General features: G+C 69.5%; 18 protein-coding genes and 1 riboswitch. Of the genes, 8 read left to right on the forward strand and 10 right to left on the reverse strand.

Going from position 1 to position 18467, the window contains the following annotated elements; translation table 11 throughout:
- The first annotated feature begins 189 nt into the window (after positions 1 to 189).
- A complete protein-coding gene (locus ACZ3HV_RS20195) occupies positions 190 to 609 on the forward strand; it encodes a pyridoxamine 5'-phosphate oxidase family protein (protein ID WP_465686430.1) in 420 nt (139 codons plus the stop codon).
- A gap of 158 nt (positions 610 to 767) precedes the next feature.
- Here ACZ3HV_RS20195 and ACZ3HV_RS20200 read toward each other — a convergent pair whose 3' ends face one another.
- The 9 genes from ACZ3HV_RS20200 to ACZ3HV_RS20240 all read right to left on the reverse strand — a co-directional run bounded on the left by ACZ3HV_RS20200 (position 768) and on the right by ACZ3HV_RS20240 (position 12233).
- A complete protein-coding gene (locus tag ACZ3HV_RS20200) occupies positions 768 to 2267 on the reverse strand; it encodes an aminopeptidase P family protein (protein ID WP_465686432.1) in 1500 nt (499 codons plus the stop codon).
- Between the two features lie 44 nt (positions 2268 to 2311).
- On the reverse strand, positions 2312 to 2728 hold the full coding sequence (panD, locus tag ACZ3HV_RS20205) for an aspartate 1-decarboxylase (protein ID WP_465686435.1): 417 nt from the start codon (positions 2726 to 2728) through the stop codon (positions 2312 to 2314).
- Positions 2729 to 2774: 46 nt separating this feature from the next.
- Positions 2775 to 4958: an MMPL family transporter gene (locus ACZ3HV_RS20210; RefSeq protein WP_465686437.1), complete on the reverse strand. Its 2184-nt coding sequence runs from the start codon at positions 4956 to 4958 to the stop codon at positions 2775 to 2777.
- Positions 4959 to 5043: 85 nt separating this feature from the next.
- Positions 5044 to 5742: a response regulator transcription factor gene (locus tag ACZ3HV_RS20215; protein ID WP_465686440.1), complete on the reverse strand. Its 699-nt coding sequence runs from the start codon at positions 5740 to 5742 to the stop codon at positions 5044 to 5046.
- Positions 5645 to 6949, reverse strand: coding sequence for a sensor histidine kinase (locus ACZ3HV_RS20220; protein ID WP_465686442.1), 1305 nt, complete (start codon positions 6947 to 6949; stop codon positions 5645 to 5647). Before ACZ3HV_RS20220 ends, ACZ3HV_RS20215 begins: the two co-directional genes overlap by 98 nt.
- A gap of 76 nt (positions 6950 to 7025) precedes the next feature.
- Positions 7026 to 8447, reverse strand: a complete 1422-nt coding sequence (locus ACZ3HV_RS20225; RefSeq protein ID WP_465686444.1) for an FGGY family carbohydrate kinase — start codon at positions 8445 to 8447, stop codon at positions 7026 to 7028.
- Positions 8434 to 9831 carry an alpha,alpha-trehalose-phosphate synthase (UDP-forming) gene (locus tag ACZ3HV_RS20230; RefSeq protein ID WP_360362944.1) on the reverse strand — a complete coding sequence of 466 codons (1398 nt, stop codon included), beginning with the start codon at positions 9829 to 9831 and terminating at the stop codon, positions 8434 to 8436. Before ACZ3HV_RS20230 ends, ACZ3HV_RS20225 begins: the two co-directional genes overlap by 14 nt.
- 6 nt (positions 9832 to 9837) lie before the next feature.
- Entirely contained in the window at positions 9838 to 10839 is a 1002-nt protein-coding gene (locus tag ACZ3HV_RS20235) for a Gfo/Idh/MocA family protein (RefSeq protein WP_465686447.1), read from the reverse strand.
- Complete coding sequence (locus ACZ3HV_RS20240; protein WP_465686449.1) at positions 10830 to 12233, reverse strand: amidase; 1404 nt, start codon at positions 12231 to 12233, stop codon at positions 10830 to 10832. Before ACZ3HV_RS20240 ends, ACZ3HV_RS20235 begins: the two co-directional genes overlap by 10 nt.
- Positions 12234 to 12412: 179 nt before the next feature.
- Here ACZ3HV_RS20240 and ACZ3HV_RS20245 point away from each other — a divergent pair, with 179 nt between their 5' ends.
- The 3 genes from ACZ3HV_RS20245 to otsB are packed head-to-tail and all read left to right on the forward strand — an operon-like array spanning position 12413 to position 14174.
- Positions 12413 to 12721 carry a DUF3263 domain-containing protein gene (locus tag ACZ3HV_RS20245; protein ID WP_360362949.1) on the forward strand — a complete coding sequence of 103 codons (309 nt, stop codon included), beginning with the start codon at positions 12413 to 12415 and terminating at the stop codon, positions 12719 to 12721.
- 2 nt (positions 12722 to 12723) lie between these two features.
- Positions 12724 to 13344 carry a LytR C-terminal domain-containing protein gene (locus tag ACZ3HV_RS20250; protein ID WP_465686452.1) on the forward strand — a complete coding sequence of 207 codons (621 nt, stop codon included), beginning with the start codon at positions 12724 to 12726 and terminating at the stop codon, positions 13342 to 13344.
- Positions 13341 to 14174: a trehalose-phosphatase gene (otsB, locus tag ACZ3HV_RS20255; RefSeq protein WP_465686455.1), complete on the forward strand. Its 834-nt coding sequence runs from the start codon at positions 13341 to 13343 to the stop codon at positions 14172 to 14174. The genes ACZ3HV_RS20250 and otsB overlap by 4 nt, the downstream gene beginning before the upstream one ends.
- On the opposite strand, the gene ACZ3HV_RS20260 is transcribed toward otsB, so the two are convergent.
- Positions 14140 to 14607: a hypothetical protein gene (locus ACZ3HV_RS20260; RefSeq protein ID WP_465686457.1), complete on the reverse strand. Its 468-nt coding sequence runs from the start codon at positions 14605 to 14607 to the stop codon at positions 14140 to 14142. The genes otsB and ACZ3HV_RS20260 overlap by 35 nt on opposite strands.
- 104 nt (positions 14608 to 14711) lie before the next feature.
- Between ACZ3HV_RS20260 and ACZ3HV_RS20265 the strand changes: the two genes are divergently transcribed.
- From ACZ3HV_RS20265 to ACZ3HV_RS20280, 4 genes are read left to right on the forward strand one after another with little or no spacing between them, the layout of a single operon-like run.
- Positions 14712 to 15875 (forward strand): Fic family protein, encoded by a 1164-nt coding sequence (locus ACZ3HV_RS20265; protein WP_465686459.1) that lies wholly within the window; start codon positions 14712 to 14714, stop codon positions 15873 to 15875.
- A gap of 29 nt (positions 15876 to 15904) precedes the next feature.
- The gene (locus tag ACZ3HV_RS20270; protein WP_465686461.1) at positions 15905 to 16852 is read left to right on the forward strand and encodes a DNA-3-methyladenine glycosylase family protein; all 948 of its coding nucleotides are present in this window, start codon (positions 15905 to 15907) and stop codon (positions 16850 to 16852) included.
- A 22-nt stretch (positions 16853 to 16874) separates the two neighbouring features.
- Positions 16875 to 18122, forward strand: a complete 1248-nt coding sequence (locus tag ACZ3HV_RS20275; protein WP_465686464.1) for a cation:proton antiporter — start codon at positions 16875 to 16877, stop codon at positions 18120 to 18122.
- Positions 18123 to 18135: 13 nt separating this feature from the next.
- Entirely contained in the window at positions 18136 to 18258 is a 123-nt protein-coding gene (locus ACZ3HV_RS20280; protein ID WP_465686466.1) for a hypothetical protein, read from the forward strand.
- A gap of 65 nt (positions 18259 to 18323) precedes the next feature.
- Positions 18324 to 18464, forward strand: a riboswitch (SAM riboswitch).
- Positions 18465 to 18467: the final 3 nt, after the last annotated feature.

Genomic DNA, 18467 nt, shown 5'->3' on the forward strand with positions numbered 1-18467 from the left:
ACCGCACCCCCCCCCCCCCCCCTCCCCACCCCCCCCCCCCCCCCCCCCCCCCCCCCCCCCCTCCTCCCCCCCCCCCCCCCCCCCCCCCCCCCGGGGTCGTAGGGTCGGGTTGTGACTATGGACGAGCCCAGGGTGCGGCCATTGCGGGCGCCGACTGTGTATCGGTTCCCTCGGTCTGGTGAGGGGTTTGTGGCGTGGTCGGACGTCGAGGAACGGCTGAGCGCGGCCAAGAACTATTGGTTGGCTACCGTGCGGCCGGATGGGCGGCCGCATGTGACGCCGGTGTGGGGAGTCTGGGTGGACCGCGGGTTGTACTTCGACGGTCTGCCGACTACCCGGTGGGGTCATAACCTCGCTGCGAACCCGCAGGCGGCCGTGCACCTTGAGAGCGCCGACGACGTGGTGATTCTCGAAGGGCTGGTGGAGGACCTGGAGACGACCTCCGCCGAGCTCGGTGACCGGGTGGTCCGGGCGTGGACCGCGAAGTACGGGCGGCTCGAGCCGGAGCCGGTCGAGAGCGGCATCTTCCGCCTCCGCCCACACACCGCCCGCGCCTTCACCGGCTCCCTGGACCGCGGCTGCGCCTGGACCTTCGAGCCCACAAAGTAGACAGAACAGCAACCGTCGGGGCCGGGCGGCAGGTGGCTGCCCGACACCCCCGTCCGCAACCCCGTGAAAGTACCGGCAGCTCGCCGTCTGCGGCGGCGAGCTCCGGGTAATACGCGGGGCCTTCGGTGGTGATGCAGTGAGGTGAGGCCCTTGTCGTTCTAGGAAGACATCCAGGTCTGGATGCCTTCGATGGTGCGGGGCATGGCTTCGGAGAGGTTTTCGGCGGCGTCTTCGGTGACGAGGATGTCGTCTTCGATACGGATGCCGATGCCGCGGAGGTCTTCGGGGACGGTGAGGTCGTCGGCCTGGAAGTAGAGGCCGGGCTCGACAGTGAGGACGTAGCCGGTCTGCAGAGGGCCCTTGCGGTAGGTCTCGTCGCGGGCGGAGGCGCAGTCGTGGACGTCGAGGCCGAGCATGTGGCTGACGCCGTGCAGGGTGTAGCGCTGGTAAAGACGGCTCTCGGGGTCGAGCGCCTCGTCGGCCGAGACCGGGAGCAGGTCCATCGCGTCCAGCCCGCGCACGATCACCTCCATCGCCGCCTCGTGCGCCGCCCGGAATGCGGCACCCGGCTTGACCGCGGCGATGCCCGCGTTCTGCGCGTCCAGCACCAGTTGGTACAGGTCGCGCTGGCGCGGGGTGAACTCGCCGTTCACCGGCAGCGTCCGGGTGATGTCCGCGGTGTAGAGCCGGCGGTTCTCTACACCCATGTCGAGCAGCATCAGCGTGCCGTCGACGACCGGGCCGTCGTTCTCGATCCAGTGCAGCGTGGTCGCGTGCGGACCGGCCGCGGCGATCGAGCTGTACCCGACATCGTTGCCCTCGGCCCGCGCCCGGCGCCAGAACGTGCCCTCGATCCAGCGTTCGCCGTACTGCCGGACCTTGTCCATCTCGGCGAGCACGTCGGAGAAGCCGCGGTGCGTGATCGCGACCGCGTCCCGGAGCTGCTCGAGCTCGAACGGGTCCTTCACCAGCCGCAGCTCGGACAGCGTCGTGGCAAGCTCGTTGTCGCGAAGGTCATCGGTCTTCACGCCGGTCAGCAGGGACGCGATCGACTCGTCCTCGTCGCGCCGTACCCGGGTCGGTACGTCGCCCTTGAGCGCGTCCGCGAGCCGGTCGACGTGCCGGGTCTCGAGGCCGAACTCCTTGGCCGTCTCGGTCAGCGACGGGCGCCGGCCGGCCCAGAGTTCGCCGTACATCCGGTCGCGCCAGAACTCCTCGCCCTCGCTGCGGTCGGCGCGCGGGCGGAAGTACAGGACGGAGTCGTGGCCGCTGGTGCCGTTCGGCTCCAGCACCAGGACCGCGTCGGAGGATTGGTCGCCGGCCAGCCAGGCGTAGTCGGTGTGCGGGCGGAAGACGTAGTCGGTGTCGTTCGAGCGGACCTTGTAGGTGCCGGCCGGGATCACGAGCCGCTCGCCGGGGAACGCCTGCGACAGCGCGTCACGCCGCTTCGCCGCCCACACGCCGACGTCGCTCAGCGTCACGTCCTGCCGCTCGGAGTCGGCCCAGCCCGAGTTCATGAACGCGCGCAGCTTCGGGTTCGGCTCGTTGTCGTGCGAGGCCGTCTTCGGCGCGGCGTTCTCAGCGGCGCCGGCGGTCTCAAGGGTGCCGTTCTCAAGGGTGGAGTTCTCGGCGGCGGTGGTCTCGGTCGTGTCGGTCATCGTCGACCAGTCCTCATCTCGGCGCGGGCACTGCGGTTCAGGGCCTAGGTGTGCAGTTGATCGCCGCGGAGGGTGCCGGTGTCGGGCAGTGCCTCGGCGGGGTCCGAGCCGATGCGGGTGATCGCATTGTGCTCGTCCACGAAGACTACGCTCGGCTCGAACACCTTCGCCTCCGCGGTGTCGAACATCCCGTACGCGATCAGGATGACCAGATCGCCGGGATGGATCAGGTGCGCCGCGGCTCCGTTGATCCCGACCACCCCGGACCCGCGCGGCCCTTCGATCAGGTACGTCGACAGCCGGTTCCCGTTGGTGATGTCGACGATGTCCACCTTCTCGCCGGGCAGCAGATCGGCCGCGTCCATCAACTCGGCGTCCAGCGTGCACGATCCGACATAGTCCAGATCCGCCTGCGTCACCGTCGCCCGGTGCACCTTCGACTTCATCAGTTCGCGCCACATGCGGCCCCATGATCCAGCCGAACCGCACCCCTGTCAGTGGCCACCGTCACCCCACCAGTTCACGCTCCCGCTCGGCCGGGAGGTGGCGGCGGAGGGTTTCGCCCTCGACGTCGACGTTGGGGAGGAGGCGGTTGAGCCAGTGGGGGAGGTACCAGGCGGAGCGGCCGAGGAGGGCCATGACGGCGGGGACGATGGTCATGCGGACCAGGAAGGCGTCGATGGCTACCGCCAGGGCCAGGCCGAAGCCGATTTCGCGGATCAGGGTCTGGCTGGACAGGATGAAGCCGGAGAAGACGGCGGTCATGATGACCGCGGCGGCGGTGACGACGCGGGCGCTGTGGGCGAAGCCGTCGACGACCGCGGTGCGCGGCTCGGCGCCGTGGACGTGTTCCTCCCGCATCCGCGTGACCAGGAAGATCTGGTAGTCCATCGCGAGGCCGAAGACGACACCGATGAGGAAGATCGGAAGCATGCTGATCACCGGCCCGGTCTGCCCCTCGATGCCGAACAGCCCGGCCAGCCAGCCCCACTGGAACACGGCGACCACCGCACCGAACGTCGCCGCGACCGTGAGCAAGAAGCCGAGGGTCGCCTTCAACGGCACCAGCAGCGACCGGAACACCAGCATCAGCAGCAGGAACGCGAGCCCGACCACCAGCGACAGATAGGGGATGAGCGCACCGCCGAGCTTGTCCGAGAAGTCGATGTTGACCGCGGTCGCGCCGGTGACGGACACCTCCGCGCCACCGTTCTCCGGCAAGGCCCGGATCGCCTGGACCAGTTCGTTCGTCTGCGTCGTACTCGGGCCGCTGGCCGGGATCACCGTCAGCAGCGCGGTGTTGCCGGCCGGGTTGAACGTCGGCGGCGTCACCATCGTCACGTCCGGCAGCCCGCGTACGGCGGTCGCCGTGGCAGCGGCCGCCGCCTTCGGGTCCGGCGACACACCGGCGTCGACGACGACCATCAGCGGACCGTTGAACCCGGCACCGAACCCGTCGGACAGCAGTTCGTACGCTTTCCGCTGAGTCGAGTCCGGCGCGGCGGTGCTGTCGTCGGGCAACCCGAGCTCGAGGTCGGCCGCCGGGACCGCCAGCGCGCCGAGACCGATCACCGTCACGAGCAGCACGGCCACCGGCCGGCGGGTGACGAACCCGGCCCACCGGCGACCCGCGGAGAGTTTGCCGGTCGCCTCGGGGTCGCCGGACCGCAGCCCGGGGATCCGCCCACCGAGGACCCGGCGGCCCGCGACCCCGAGCAGCGCGGGCAGCAGCGTGAGGGCGATCGCGACCGCGAGGACGACAGTGAACGCGGCGGCCAGGCCCATCTGGGTGAGGAACGGGATGTTCACGATGAACATCCCGGCCAGCGCGATCACCACGGTCATCCCGGCGAAGACCACCGCCGACCCGGCTGTGCCGACCGCGCGGCCGGCCGCCTCCTCGGGCTCCAGCCCGGTACTCAGCTCGTGCCGGTAGCGCGACATGATGAACAACGCGTAGTCGATCGAGACCGCGAGCCCGATCATCAACGCCAGGATCGGCGTCCCCGAACCGATGTCGATGAACCCGGTCGCGGCGGAGATCGCGGTCACCCCGATGCCGACCCCGATGATTGCCGAGAGCAACGGTAGGCCGGCGGCGATGAGTGAGCCGAAGGTGATCAGCAGGACCACCGCGGCCACTCCGAGGCCGATCACCTCGGTCAGGCTCTGCTCGTCCTGCGGCTGCATGGCGTCCCCGCCGTACTCGACGGTGAGGCCGGCCGCGCGAGCGGGCTCGACCGCGGTCGCCACGGCCTCCTGTGCCTCCGGAGTGACCTCCGGTGAAGGTACGTCGTACGTCACCTGGGCGTAGCCGGTGCGGCCGTCGGCGGAGATCGCCTTGGCGGTGAAGGGATCGAGGACCCTCGCCACCTGCGGAGCGTCGGTGATCCGGCCCAGGGTCTGCTGTACCTGTGCGGTGTTGGCCGCGTCGGTGAGCTTCTGGCCGGCGGGTGCCTGGAAGACGATGCGGGCGGTGGCGCTGTCGGCATCGGCCTGCGGGAAGCGGTCCTGGAGCAGGTCGACCGCGCGCTGCGACTCGGTGCCCGGGATCGAGAAGCCGTTGGCGGTCGGGCCGGACAGGGTGGCCGCACCGGCGATGCCGGCGGCCAGGAGTCCTAGCCACACGAGCACGACGAGTCGGCGTCGGCGGAACGCGAACCGGCCGAGCCGGTACAGGTAGGTAGCCATGCTGCCGATCGTTCCGGTCGGGCCCTGTCATCCGCGTCTGCCAGGAGTGGGCTTCTCGACGTACTGCGGATGCCGTAGGTCCCTACTACGTTTGCGGTACCTCGGCCGGCGGCAGTGTCGTCCCTGGACGTACAAGACCGGTCTGGTAGGCGAGCACGACCAGTTGCGCTCGGTCCCGGCAGTCGAGTTTCATCATCGCCCGGTTGACATGCGTCTTCGCGGTCGACGGCGACAGCACCAGGCGTACGGCGATCTCGTCGTTGGTCAGCCCGAGGGCGACCAGGCCGACGATCTCGCGTTCCCGGTCGGTGAGGGCGTCGAGTGCGGACGGGCCGAGGTCCTGGCCGACCTGTGGTTCGGCGAGGAAGCGGTTCATCAGGCCGCGGACCGCCTTCGGGGAGAGCAGCGCGTCGCCGCGGGCGACGACCCGGATCGCGTCGATGAGTTCGGCCGGCTCGACCGACTTGCCGAGGAAGCCGCTGGCTCCGGCGCGGATCGCTTCGAAGACGTACTCGTCCACTTCGAAGGTGGTCAGCACCAGCACCTTCACCCCGGCCAGCGCTTCGTCCCCGGTGATGATGCGGGTCGCCGCGAGCCCGTCCAGCTCCGGCATCCGGATGTCCATCAGGATCACGTCGGCGCGCTCGGTCCGGGCCAGCTCGACGGCCTCCCGACCGTTCGACGCCTCAGCAACGACCTCCAAATCGGGTGCTGAGCTCACCAGCACCCGGAACCCGCTGCGGATCAGCGTCTGGTCGTCGGCCAGCAGTACCCGGATCGTCACCTACGACTCCCGTCTCGAGAGGAAGAACAGCATGCACCCCGAAGCCCCCACCCGCCTCCGGTCCGGTCGTCAACTCCCCACCCACCGCCGTGACCCGCTCCCGCATCCCCAGCAGCCCGTGCCCGGTGGTCGAGGGAGTGCTCTCCGGACCGAGGCCGGGACCGCCGGGGAGGCGAGGTGCCGGCGTGCTGGGGGAGGTGTTCGTGACGTCGACGGCCAGGAAGCCTGCGTGGCGGGCCAGGCGGACGCGGACTGTGGCGCCGGGGGCATGCTTCAGGACGTTGGTGAGGGACTCCTGGATCACTCGGTAGGCAGTCAGCTCGATGACATCGGGGAGCGAACCGATCGAGTCCGGAGGCTCCCAGTCGACCTTCACTCCGGCAGCGACGAACGACTCGATCATCGAGTCCAGCTCGAGCAGGGACGGCGCGGGTGCGGTCGGCGGGGCGGTGCCTTGACGGCGTAGTACTCCGAGCAGGACGGTGAGCTCCCGGAGAACCGTACGGCCGCCGGAGCGGACCAGGGCCAGCGCTCGTTCGGCCTCGTCCGGTTGAGTACGCAGGACGTGAGCCGCGACGCCCGCCTGCACATTCATCAGCGCGATGTGGTGCGCGATCACGTCGTGCAGCTCGTGAGCGATCCGCAGCCGCTCCTCCATCACCCGGCGCTGTGCCTCCTCGTCGCGGGACCGCTCCGCGCGGACGGCCCGCTCCTCCAGCTCCGCCAGATACTCCCGCCGGTACCGGACCGCTCCGCCGATGGCCGCCGCGAAGAGGACCATGAAGGTCATTCCGAGGTTGTCGAGAAGGTTTCCGCCGATGAAGACGGCCGAGGAGATCAGGGTCGCGGCCGCCGTGACGCAGACCGCGGTCGAACTGGTCCTCCGGTCGTTGCGCACCACGACCGTGTAGATCGCGCAGGCCATGAACAGGACGATCGGGCTCTTGCCCTGTTCGGCGATCGCATACGCGATCGCGACGCCGGTGGTGACTCCGAGCACCACCAGTGGCGCGCGGCGCCGGAAGGTGAGCGCGACGGTACCCACGACGGCAAGTGCCACGATCGTTTGGTTCAGCTCGATCCGTTCGCCCACATGCCGGCCGCCCGGCACGAAGAGGTTGATCGCCAGGACGACCAGCGCGAGGGCGAAGTCCACCGCCAACGGATGCCACTTGAGGTCGCGGCAGTACCGCAGGAACGCGCCCATTCCTTCACAGTACGTGTTCCCCGGCGGAATCCGCGTCGTCCTCCGGCCGTATCCCCGCCGTACCGCGAACGCGGTATCAGACGGCGGAAGCTTGGACCGCGAGCTCGCGCAGAGCCTCGTACCGCGTCCGCAAAGCGCCGACCCGCTCCACCTCGTCGTCCACCGGTGTGAGGTGCTCGCCGCCTGGGGCCGGGGACAAGTTGAGGGCCACGGCCGCGGCACCGCGAGCGCCAACCTCAGCCTCCGCGCAGACCGTTGTGGGTCGAGCGAAGGTCGCGGTCAGACAGCGGCGCCACCACTCCGAGGCGTCGATGCCGCCACCGCCCAGTACGACGTCCAACTGCCGCCCGAACAGCGAATCGAGCATCCGCAGCCCACGGTCGATCTCCAGCGACGCGCCTTGTAGCGAGGCGGCCAGCAGGTCCGCGGGGTCGTCGTCGAAGGACAGGCCGAAGTACACGCCGGATCCACTCGGTACGGTCGCCGGCGGCCTGGTCCCGGCCATGAACGGGATCGCGATCGCCCGCGACGCCCCGATCTCCACACCGGTCGGCTCGTCGGACTCCAACTGCAGTACGCCGGTCAGCCAGGCGTGCAGGTTCCCGGCCGCCGAGAACGCCATCCCGGTCACCGCTCGCTGGTCGTCGACCCGGTAGCGCCACAGCTCCCACGGCAGCTCCGGCGCGTCGTCGATCGGATGCACGACCCGGACGGCCGCCGATGTGCCCACGGTCACGGCCGCAGTGGTCTCGTCGTACCCGCCGGACCCGACGTTCGACGCGGCGCCGTCACCGGTCGGCGGATGGACGGGTACGCCGACCAGCCCGGGCCACCGGCGTTCGTACTCGGCGGACAACATCGCGCTCCACCCGGTCGGGACGATCGGCGGGAGCTGGTCGGCCTTCACCCCGGCGATCTCCAGCGCCTCGTCGTCGTACGAACCGCCGGCCAGGTCGAGCGTGCCGGTCCCGGAGGCGATCGAGACCGACGTGACGCGCTGGCCGGTCAGTCGCTCGAGCACCAGGTCGGGCAGTCCGGCAAACGCTGAAGGGGAGCCTTCCGACAGGAGCCACGGGATCCGCCGGGGCCAGTACAGCCGGTGCAGCCAGGAGCCGGTCCGGGCGTGGAACGCGTGCTCGTCGAACGATGACCCGAGATCGAGGTGGACCGAGCGGGTGTCCGCCCAGGTGATCACCGGCGTGAGCGCAGCACCTTTGTTGTCGAGGGCAACGATCGAGTGCCACTGCGCGGACAGGACGATCGCGCCGATGCCGTCCAGGTGGCCGTTCTGCTGGAGCTCGTCCAGGCAGCCAAGCAGGCCCTCGACGTACTCGTGCAGGTCGAGCGTCGCCGAACCGTCGGAGCCGTAGGCCGGGGAGATCTTGTGACGCGCTAACGCTCCTGCAAGTGGTGACGCGTCTTCAGCCGACAGGACCAGGGCACGAGCTGATGACGTGCCTAGATCCAAGGCCAAGACCCGTCCGTCAGTCTTCGTCATGCAGGGCTTTCAGGAACGACGCCGCCCAGACGTTCACGTCGTGCGCGGCCAGGTGCTTGCGCATCGCCTTCATCCGGCGGCCGAGCTGACGGTCGTCGGTGTTCATCGCGTCGACGATGGTGTCCTTCATCCCGTTGATGTCGTGCGGGTTCACCAGGAACGCCTGGCGGAACTCGTCCGCGGCGCCGGCGAACTCGCTCAGCACCAGGGCCCCGGTGTCGTCGTACCGGGTGGCGACGTACTCCTTGGCGACCAGGTTCATGCCGTCGCGCAACGGAGTCACCACCGCGACGTCCGCGGCCCGGAACAGCGCGGCCATCTCGGTCCGCGAGTACGACGTGTGCAGGTAGTTGATCGCCGGAGTACCGATCCGGCCGTGCTCGCCGTTGATCCGGCCGACCAGGAGCTCGATCTCGTCCCGGAGCACGCGGTACTGCTCGACGCGTTCGCGTGACGGCGTGGCCACCTGGATGAAGACGGCGTCGTCGACCGACACCCGGCCCTCGTCCAGGAGCTCACCGAACGCGCGCAGTCGTTGCCGGATCCCCTTGGTGTAGTCGAGCCGGTCCACGCCGAGCAGGATGTGCTGCGGATTGCCGACTTCCTCGCGCATCTCGGCGGCCCGCGCGAGGGTCTCCGGCTTGCGGGCCAGGTCCTCCAGCTCGCCGACGTCGATGGAGATCGGGAACGCCTTGGCCCGCACGATCCGGTCGTCGGGCAGGTGGATGCGGTCGCCGCGGGTTCGCAGGCCCATCCGGTTGCGGGCCAGGCGGGCGAAGTTCGACGCCGCGCCCGGGCGCTGGAAACCGACCAGGTCCGCACCCATCAGGCCGTCCAGGATCTGCCGCCGCCACGGCATCTGCGCGAACAGCTCGGTCGGCGGGAACGGGATGTGCAGGAAGAACCCGATCCGTACGTCGGGCCGCAGCCGGCGCAGCATCGCTGGGACCAGTTGCAGCTGGTAGTCGTGCACCCAGACGTCGGCGCCATCGGCGGCGGCATCCGCGGCCGCCTCCGCGAACCGCCGGTTCACCGCCACGTACGACTCCCACCACTCGCGGTGGAACTCTGGTGCCACGATCACGTCGTGGTACAGCGGCCAGAGGGTCGCGTTCGAGAAGCCCTCGTAGTACAGCTGGACGTCCTCGGCCGACAGCATCACCGGGACCAGGTGCATACCGTCGTTGTCGAACGGATCCACCTTCTCGTCCGCGCTGCCGGTCCAGCCGATCCACGCACCGTGGTGGCGCTGCATCACCGGTGCGAGGGCGGTGACCAGACCGCCGGGACTCCGGCGCCACGCCGTACTGCCGTCAGGCATCTCGATCCGGTCGACCGGCAGCCGGTTGGCCACCACTACGAAGGAACTCCGTCCGTCAGGCATCTGCTGTCATCCACCCAGGTCTTCGTCGTCACCGGGGTAGCGCACCCCGATCTGGCTACGGGTTTCGTCGAGCAGTTCGAGAACCTCGATCGTCGCGACATGCGGCAGCGACGGGACCTCGATCAGTCCGTTGCGCAGCGCACGCATCACGTCCCCCGCCTCATAGTGGTACCCAAGGCCATGCGTCGGTACGTCGATCCGCTCGCTGCCGGCCGCCGTACTGCGCACGTAGTACTCAGGATGGTGGAAGCGGTGTGGCAGTTGCAGACTGCCCTCCGGACCGCTCACTGACGCGACCCAGGGGTTCTGCGACTTGAGACCGCAGGTGAGCGCGGCGACCGCGCCGGAGTCGTAGCGCCAGGCCATGGCGACGTTCAGGTCGATGCCGTCCTCGTTGAGCGAGCCGACTGCCTTCAGCTCGGCCGGGCGGCCCAGCGCCAGGTAGGCGAAGGTCATCGGGTAGATGCCGCCGTCCATCAGCGAACCGCCGCCGAGCGCCGGGTCGAGCAGGCGGGCGGGCAACGATGGCTTGTGGAAGGCGAAGTCCGCGACGACCTGCTGTGGCTCGCCGATCACACCGCTGTCGAGCTCCTTGAAGAACGCCTGGATGACCGGGTTGGTCCGCATCCACATCGCCTCGGCGAACAGCGTCTGGTGCTCGGTGGCGACGGCGATCAGATCCCGGGCCTGCTTGGCGGTCAGGGTGACCGGCTTCTCGCAGAGTACGGCGATACCGGCCTGGAGTGCGGTCCGCGCGATCGCGTAGTGCTGTGGGTGCGGTGTACCGATGTAGATCACGTCGACCGTGCCGGAGTCGATCAGCCGGCGGTAGTCGTCGTACGCGTTCTCGATGCCGAACTCGGCGGCGAACCGGTCCGCACCGTCATGGGACCGCGACGACACAGCTGTCACCACGGCGTCGTCGCCGAGCAGCTTCAGATCCCTCGTGAACGACGTAGAGATGTTGCCCGTAGCAACGATGCCCCATCTGACGCGATCTACACCCACTGGGTTAACTCCGGGGTCGGGAACGGTCCGTCTGCAGCGATTCTCGCTGTTTCGAAGGCGTGAGCCAAGCGAATGAGCGTGGAGTCACTCCGCGCAGTGCCACTGAACGTGATCCCGACAGGCAGTCCTGCGACCAGTCCGGACGGCACGGAGAGCAACGGATACCCTGCCAATGCGGCATGTGAGGACGAACTGCCCAGTACGTGGTCACCGTTGACCAGGTCGATGGTCCAGGCCGGTGAGTACGACGGGCAGACCAGGGCGTCGAGCTGGTTGTCCCGGAGCAGATTGTCGATGCCGTCCCGGCCGGCTCGCAGTGCGGTCAGGCGGGAGGCGACGTAGATAGGGGAGCTCAGCCCCCCTGTGGCCGCGGCCCGCTCGAACAGCTCCTGGCCGAACCACTGCAGCTCGACGTCCGCATGCGCTCGGTTGAAAGCGATCAGATCATCCAGCGTCCGCGGGCCGCCGGGCACGCGAGTGGCCAGGTACGCCGCCAGGTCGACCTTGAGCTCGTGGGCCAGCACCTGGAGCTGGTCCTCGTCGCCACCGGGGGTCGGCAACGACAGCTGGTCGACCAGCGTGGCTCCACACCGGCTGAGCGTCTCCAGCGCGTGCTCACTGACCTCGTCGAGGCCGGTCGAGTAGCCCCAGAGCGGGCCGCGCGGTACGCCGATCCGCACGTTGCTGAGGTCCGTGCCGCGGCAGTACTCGGAGTAGTCGGTCTTGTTCCCGGTGAGGACTGTGAGCAGGGCTGCCGCCTGGGCGACCGTCCTGGTCATCGGTCCGGCGGTGTCCTGGGAGTGTGAGATCGGGACGATGCCCTGCTGCGGAATGAGACCCACAGTCGGCTTCAGACCGACGATGCCGTTCAGTGCGGCCGGGCAAACGATTGAACCGTTCGTCTCGGTGCCGATGGCGTAGTCGGCCAGCCCTGCGGCGACCGCTGCGCCGGATCCGCTCGAGGAGCCGCCGGCGGAGCGGTTCAGCGCGTACGGGTTCCGGGTGAGGCCGCCGTACGCGCTCCAGCCGGAGGAGGACGCCGAGCCGCGGAAGTTGGCCCATTCGCTCAGGTTGGTCTTGCCCAGGACGATGCAGCCCGCCTCGCGGAGTCGCCGTACCAGTGGGGCGTCTTCCGGTGGCGGTGGCTGGTCGGCCAGCGCCAGGGAACCGGCGGTGGTCGGCAGGTCGGCGGTGTCGATGTTGTCCTTGACCAGGACCGGTACGCCGTGCAGCGGGCCACGCACCCGCCCTTCGTCGCGCTCCGCGTCGAGGTGGGCGGCCTGAGTGAGAGCGGCGGGGTTCGGCGTGCAGATGGCGTTGACCAGCGGGTCCACCTCACGACTCTTGGCCCGCAGCTCTTCCACCAGCGCCGCTGCCTTGAATTCCTTCCCCACCCCACCACCCCGGCCGGAAAGAGTTGAGCTCACCCGTCGATCCTGCCAGAGTTGCCCCGGTCCGGCCGTCCGCCGGCGACACGCTCCGTGTCGCCTGACCGGTGAATGACATGGTTGTTGTTCAGCCGTACAGTGGGGCGCGGACGGACGATCACCGACCGCACAGGAGTCACCAGCAGATGGACAGCGCGAACGCCAGCTCTCCCGGCCCCGCCGAAGCTGCGCCGCCGGCCGTTGCCGGACTCACTGAGCGCGATGGGGCGATCCTCGCGTTCGAGCGGCACTGGTGGAAGTACGCCGGTGCCAAGGAGCAGGCGATCCGGGACCAGTTCCAGATGTCGGCCACCCGGTACTACCAGGTGCTGAACGCGCTGATCGACCGGCCCGAGGCGCTTGCTCACGACCCGCTGCTGGTCAAGCGGCTGCGCCGGCTGCGCGCGGCCCGCCAGCGCGCCCGCTCCGCACGCCGCTTGGGTATCGAGGTCTGACCATGTCCCGCCCGAAGGGCGACCAAGGCCAAGTCTTGTCGTCGCTCGTCGCTGTGGCCGCCGTCGTCGCGATCGTGGCCGGCCTGCTGGTGCTGTTCGGTACTCGCGGTCACGACAGCGAGGCCGACGAGACGTCGGGCGCGACCACCCTGAAGCCGAGCGCGAAGCCGTCCTCGGGGCCGTCGACGATCGCCGCCAGCATCCCCAAGCCGTCCTCGAAGCCGACCGAACCGGCCACCACGCCGACCGAGGCCCCGTCGTCCACTCCGACGACCGAGCCGACCACCGAGCCCAGCTCCGAGCCGACGCAACCGCCGTCGACCCAGTCGACGACGATCCCGGCGGCTGAGCGGCCCGCGGTCGAGGTCTACAACAACACCGCGCGCAAGGGCCTGGCCGACTCGGTCGCGGGCCGGGCGCGGCAGGCAGGCTGGACCGTGGCGGGTTCCCCCGACAACTGGCACGGCAAGATCGCCGAAAGCACCGTCTACTACCCGCCGGGCATGCTCGACGCCGCCAACCAGCTCGCCCGCGATCTCGGGGTGGGCCGGACCAAGGGCGCGCTGGACAACATGAAGAAGGATCGCCTCACCGTGATCCTGACTTCGGACTACGCAGGATGAGCACTCCGGTCATCCAGACCGACGCCGGACGCGAAGGCTGGGAAGCGATCGTCGCCGACCCGGCCACAGCAGCGGTCGCGTCCGACTTCGACGGCGTCCTGTCGCCGCTGGTCGAGGACCCGGCCCGTGCTCGCCCGGCCGAGGGTGCCCTCGACGCACTGGCACGGCTGGCCCGCTCGGTGAAGCAGGTGGCGATCGTCACCGGCCGTCCGGCACTCGTGGCCACGGAGCTCACCGGTGTGACCGGTCATCCCGGTCTGGGCAGTCTCGTCGTACTCGGGCACTACGGGCTGGAGCAGTGGGACGCCGCGACCGGGAACGTGTCCAGCGACCCGGTGCCGTCCGGTGTCGCCGAGGCTCGCTCGCGGTTGCCGGAGATCCTGCGCGCGGCCGGCGTACCGGATGCCTTCGTGGAGGACAAAGAGAGCTCGCTGGCGGTGCACACGCGCCGGCTGCCGGATCCGGTCGGTGCGTTCGAGAGACTGCGTACGCCGCTGACCGAGCTGGCCGAGTCGACCGAACTGCGCCTGGAGCCGGGCAACCTGGTGCTCGAGCTCCGGCCGCCCGGGATCGACAAGGGCGTCGCACTGCGCCGGCTGCTCGAGTCCACGGGCGCAAGGTCGATCCTGTACGCCGGTGACGACCTCGGTGACCTGGCTGCGTTCCGGGCGGTCGAAGAACATCGCAAGACCGGACTGCGCGCCGTACTGCTGGCCACGCGGTCGTCCAATGCCACCGAACTGATTGAGGCGGCCGATATTGTCGTCGACGACCCCGCCGGTGTGGTGACCGTGCTCACTGCCCTTTCGGACGCGATCGCAGCACGCTGAACGCCTGCGTCACGGTCTTGCCGAGCGGCTGGATCGGCCGCTCGACGTAGCCGCCGTCCTTGAGTCCGGCCAGCCGCTCGAACGGGTTCCGCGACGCCGGATCGCCGGTGAGCAGGAATGAGATGATCACGCCGACGACGTACAGCGGGAGCATGAACAACCCGATCAGGCAGAAGTACTGCCACGAGTGCCGCTCCTCGTGCCGCACCAGCGCCTCGTCCTCGAAGTACGAACGCTCGTGCTTGCTGAGGATGACGTTCCCGATCGTGAACGCCCCCGCCACCGGGAACCCCAGCTTGTACCCGTTCGCAAAGAACAACCCCCGCGGCCCGCGACTGAACCGAGCCCGCCCGATCACCCCGACCCCCAACCCCGCCAAGGTCGACAGATTCAGGAAGTTCCCCACCACCTTCACCCGCTGCCACCCACTCATGCGGCTCAGTATCGGCTCATGGCGCCCCTTTGTCTTGATGTCGCAAACATCAGGACATGGCGTACGATGTCCTAAGAATTGAGACATCGGGACATTGGGGGCCAATGACGATCTTCAGCACGCCGGAACTGGATCTCGAGGATCGACAGGTCCTCGAGCAGATTCACGCGTTCCGGTCCGAGCTCACCGACGTACTGCGGGTTCCCCGGCGGTGGGCCGGCGGCCTGCGGCGGAGCATGTTGGCGCGCGCGATCCAGGGGTCGAACAGCATCGAGGGGTACGACGTCAAGCTCGACGACGCCGTAGCCGCGCTGGACGACGAAGAGGCGCTGAGCGCCGATGAGCGCACGTTCGCCGAGATCCGTGGATACCGGCAGGCGCTCGGCTATGTCCTCGCAATGGCGAAGGATGCGGACTTCGGGCTGGATGCGTCGGCTGTCCGGGGCATGCATTTCATGATGCTCAGTCACGACCTGGCGAAGAGCCCCGGCAGCTACCGGCAGGGTGTCGTCTACGTGCATGACGAGGCAACCGGGGAGAACGTATACGAAGGTCCCTCGGCGGAGGATGTGCCGGGCCTGGTCGCCGAGCTGATGGACGGCCTGGCGGCCGACGGCGCGGCGGACCCCTTGGTGCACGCGGCGATGGCTCACCTCAACCTGGTCATGATCCACCCGTTCCGCGATGGGAACGGCCGGATGGCGAGAGCGCTGCAGACACTGGTCCTGTCCCGGAGTGGCATCGGAGAGCCGGCCTTCTCGAGCATCGAGGAGTGGCTGGGCAGCAACACCGAGGACTACTACCGGGTGCTGGCGGCGACCGGCGCCGGCGGGTGGCATCCGCGGCGATCAGCCGCGCTCTGGGTCAAGTTCAACCTGCGCGCGCACCATATCCAGGCCCAGACGGTGCGGAGGCGGTATCGCGAAGCGGGCAAGCTGTGGCTGGCCTTCGACGAGCTGATCGCGGAGTACGGGCTGGCGGAGCGCGTCGCCGACGAACTGTTCGACGCGTCCCTCGGCTTCCGCATGCGCCGCTCGACCTACGTACGCCGGGCCGGGATCGAGGAACGGACGGCCACCCGCGACCTCGCGAGGCTCACCGAACTGGAGTTGCTGCGAGCGGTCGGTGAGACGAAGGGGCGGCACTACGTGATGGGTGATCGCCTTGCCGAACTCGTCCAGGGCGCACTTTCCACTCGCGAGCCGCTGATCGATCCATACCCGTGGATGCGAGAGCGGCTGGCGGCGGCGCCGACACCGATCCGGTAGTTGTCCGTGGGGTGAGTAAGACTTGGGGGGTGAGTTCGCGGGTGCGGGTTTGGCGGGTTGGGCGGGTGGTGGATCCGCATTCGGTGATCGGAGGGTTGCGGAAGGGGCCGGGGGATCCGGCGTATGTGTTCGACCCGGGGCGGCGGACGGTGTGGCGGGCTACGCGGACGCCTGACGGGCCGGTGCTTCTGCGGCTGACGCCGTACGCCGGGGAGGTGGAGGCCGAGGCCTGGGGACCGGGAGCGTCGTGGGCGCTGGACGGGGTGCCGGAGTTGCTGGGGGAGGCGGACAGCTGGGACGGGTTCGAGCCGTTGCCGGAGCACGCGGCGTTGGTGGACGCGGCGCGCCGGTTCCCGCATCTGCGGGTGCCGCGGACGCGGGCGGTGTTCGAGGCGATGGCGGCCGCGGGGATCGAGCAGGTCGTCACGGGCAAGGAGGCGTTCCGGGGCTGGCGGCTGCTACTTCGTGAGTACGGCGAACCCGCGCCGGGCCCGAACGGTCCGGACGGACGGATGATGATGGTGCCGCCCGCGCCGGAGGAGTGGCGACTGATCCCGTCCTGGCAGTGGTTGCGGGCCGGCGTGGAGAACCGCCGGTCGCGCGTCGTCGTGACGGCCGCGACCCGGGCCAAGGCGCTCGAGCGGACGCTGGAGCTCACCGACTCGGCCGAGATCGAACGCCGGCTGCGATCGCTGCCCGGCGTCGGGGTGTGGACGGCCGCCGAGGTCCGCCAGCGGGCTCACGGTGACGCGGACGCGTTCTCGTTCGCTGACTACCACGTGTCGCGCAACGTGTCGTACGCCCTGATCGGCGAGGAGCTGGACGACGACGGCTGCGCCGAGCTGATCGAGCCGTATCGCGGTCATCGGTTCCGGGTGCAGCGGCTGCTGGAGCTGGCTGGAATCGCTCACCCCCGCTACGGCCCGCGCAAGTCCCTGCCCACGCACACCCCGGGCGCAACGCATCGCTTGAGGTAGCGCTGGGCACCGGGCCACCACGATGACGATCGACGGGGACGGGCTGTACCTGGTGGCCGGCCTGGCATTGCTGCTCGGTGCCGTCCTGCCCCGCCTCTTGCGCCGGTACGCCGTCTCCGCGCCGATCGGCTTCCTCGGCGCCGGCCTGCTCCTCGGTCTCGCCGTCAACCGGCAGCACCTCACCCCGCTCGCCGAACCCAAGCTCACCGAGCACCTGGCCGAGCTGACCATCCTCGTCGCGTTGATGGGCGTCGGGCTCGCGATCGACCGTCCGATCGGCTGGCGGCGCTGGAGCGTGACCTGGCGTCTCCTGTTCGTCGCCATGCCCGCCTGCATCGCCGCGGTAGCCGGCGTCGGCTGGGGGCTCGGCCTGGCTCCCGCGACCGCGCTCCTGCTGGGAGCCATCCTCGTACCGACCGACCCGGTGCTCGCCTCCGACGTCCAGGTGCAAGGCCCGACGACCGGCGAAGGCGCCGAGCCGGAGGAGGACGACGAGGTCCGCTTCGCGCTCACCTCGGAGGCCGGGCTGAACGACGGCCTGGCGTTCCCTTTCGTCTACGCCGCCATCTTCGCCGCAACCAAGGGCGCAGTCGGGGGCTGGGCCCTCGAGTGGCTCGCCTGGGACCTGATCGGCCGGACGCTGATCGGCGTCGCGGTCGGTGCCGGGGCGGGCTGGCTGCTCGGCAAGATGGCCTTCTCCGCGCCGTCCCGCGCCTTCCGGCTGGCGGACTCCCGCGAACCGGTACTGGCGCTCGCGATGACACTGGGCGTCTACGGCCTGGCCCAGGTGCTGCATGGCTACGGCTTCGTCGCGGTCTTCGTCGCGGCCCTGGCGCTGCGGGCGGCCGAGCGCAGCCACGACTTCCACGAGGAGCTGCACGGTTTCGTCGAGCAGCTCGAACACATCCTCACCTGGGGGATCCTGCTGCTGCTCGGCGTCGCGATCACGGCCGGGTTGCTGAAGCCGTTGACGCTGACCGGCATCGGAATCGGGCTCCTGCTGGTGCTGGTGATCCGTCCGCTGATCGCCTGGGTCGCGCTGGCCGGTACGCCGATGCGCCGCTCGGAGCGGTGGGTGACCGCCGTGTTCGGCGTCCGCGGCGTCGGGTCGGTGTTCTACCTCGCGTACGCCGGTGCCGACTTCCGCACCGACCTGCCCTGGCTATGGGCGACGGTCGGCTTCACCGTCGTCCTGAGCGTCGTCGTCCACGGGATCGCGGCGACTCCGCTGATGCGGATGCTCGACGTACGCCGGGATCGGGCTGCCTGAGCGCGACGCGCCGGTGGAGGAGATCGCGCTCGCGGCCGGGTTCGCCACTCCGGTGACGCTGCGGCACCATTTCGCGAAGCAGTTGCAGACCTCGCCATCGGCGTACCGGCGGGCTTTCCGGGCCCGGCAGGGCTGAGACCTCGCGTCTCGGATGGTGGGAACGGAAGACACAATATGGACCCGATTGGGTAGTCTCGGGGGAGCTCATCCAGAGGGACTGAGGGAAACGGCCCGTTGAAGTCCCGGCAACCCTCCCCGTTGAGGTCCCGCTCCCGGGTTCCTCGCGGCGGACCGGTGCCAAATCCGTCCCGCGCCGAGATCCGGTCCCGGGGAAGATGAGAGGGG

This window comes from Kribbella sp. NPDC020701 (assembly GCF_055562215.1).

Excerpts from the sequence above, each read along its gene's own strand:
- ACZ3HV_RS20265 (WP_465686459.1), top strand. The coding sequence starts at position 14,712 with ATGACGATCTTCAGCACGCCGGAACTGGATCTCGAGGATCGACAGGTC.
- ACZ3HV_RS20230 (WP_360362944.1), bottom strand. The coding sequence starts at position 9,831 with ATGCCTGACGGACGGAGTTCCTTCGTAGTGGTGGCCAACCGGCTGCCG.
- ACZ3HV_RS20245 (WP_360362949.1), top strand. The coding sequence starts at position 12,413 with ATGGACAGCGCGAACGCCAGCTCTCCCGGCCCCGCCGAAGCTGCGCCG.
- ACZ3HV_RS20225 (WP_465686444.1), bottom strand. The coding sequence starts at position 8,447 with ATGACGAAGACTGACGGACGGGTCTTGGCCTTGGATCTAGGCACGTCA.
- ACZ3HV_RS20250 (WP_465686452.1), top strand. The coding sequence starts at position 12,724 with ATGTCCCGCCCGAAGGGCGACCAAGGCCAAGTCTTGTCGTCGCTCGTC.
- ACZ3HV_RS20220 (WP_465686442.1), bottom strand. The coding sequence starts at position 6,949 with ATGGGCGCGTTCCTGCGGTACTGCCGCGACCTCAAGTGGCATCCGTTG.
- panD (WP_465686435.1), bottom strand. The coding sequence starts at position 2,728 with ATGTGGCGCGAACTGATGAAGTCGAAGGTGCACCGGGCGACGGTGACG.
- otsB (WP_465686455.1), top strand. The coding sequence starts at position 13,341 with ATGAGCACTCCGGTCATCCAGACCGACGCCGGACGCGAAGGCTGGGAA.
- ACZ3HV_RS20200 (WP_465686432.1), bottom strand. The coding sequence starts at position 2,267 with ATGACCGACACGACCGAGACCACCGCCGCCGAGAACTCCACCCTTGAG.
- ACZ3HV_RS20260 (WP_465686457.1), bottom strand. The coding sequence starts at position 14,607 with ATGAGTGGGTGGCAGCGGGTGAAGGTGGTGGGGAACTTCCTGAATCTG.
- ACZ3HV_RS20275 (WP_465686464.1), top strand. The coding sequence starts at position 16,875 with ATGACGATCGACGGGGACGGGCTGTACCTGGTGGCCGGCCTGGCATTG.
- ACZ3HV_RS20210 (WP_465686437.1), bottom strand. The coding sequence starts at position 4,958 with ATGGCTACCTACCTGTACCGGCTCGGCCGGTTCGCGTTCCGCCGACGC.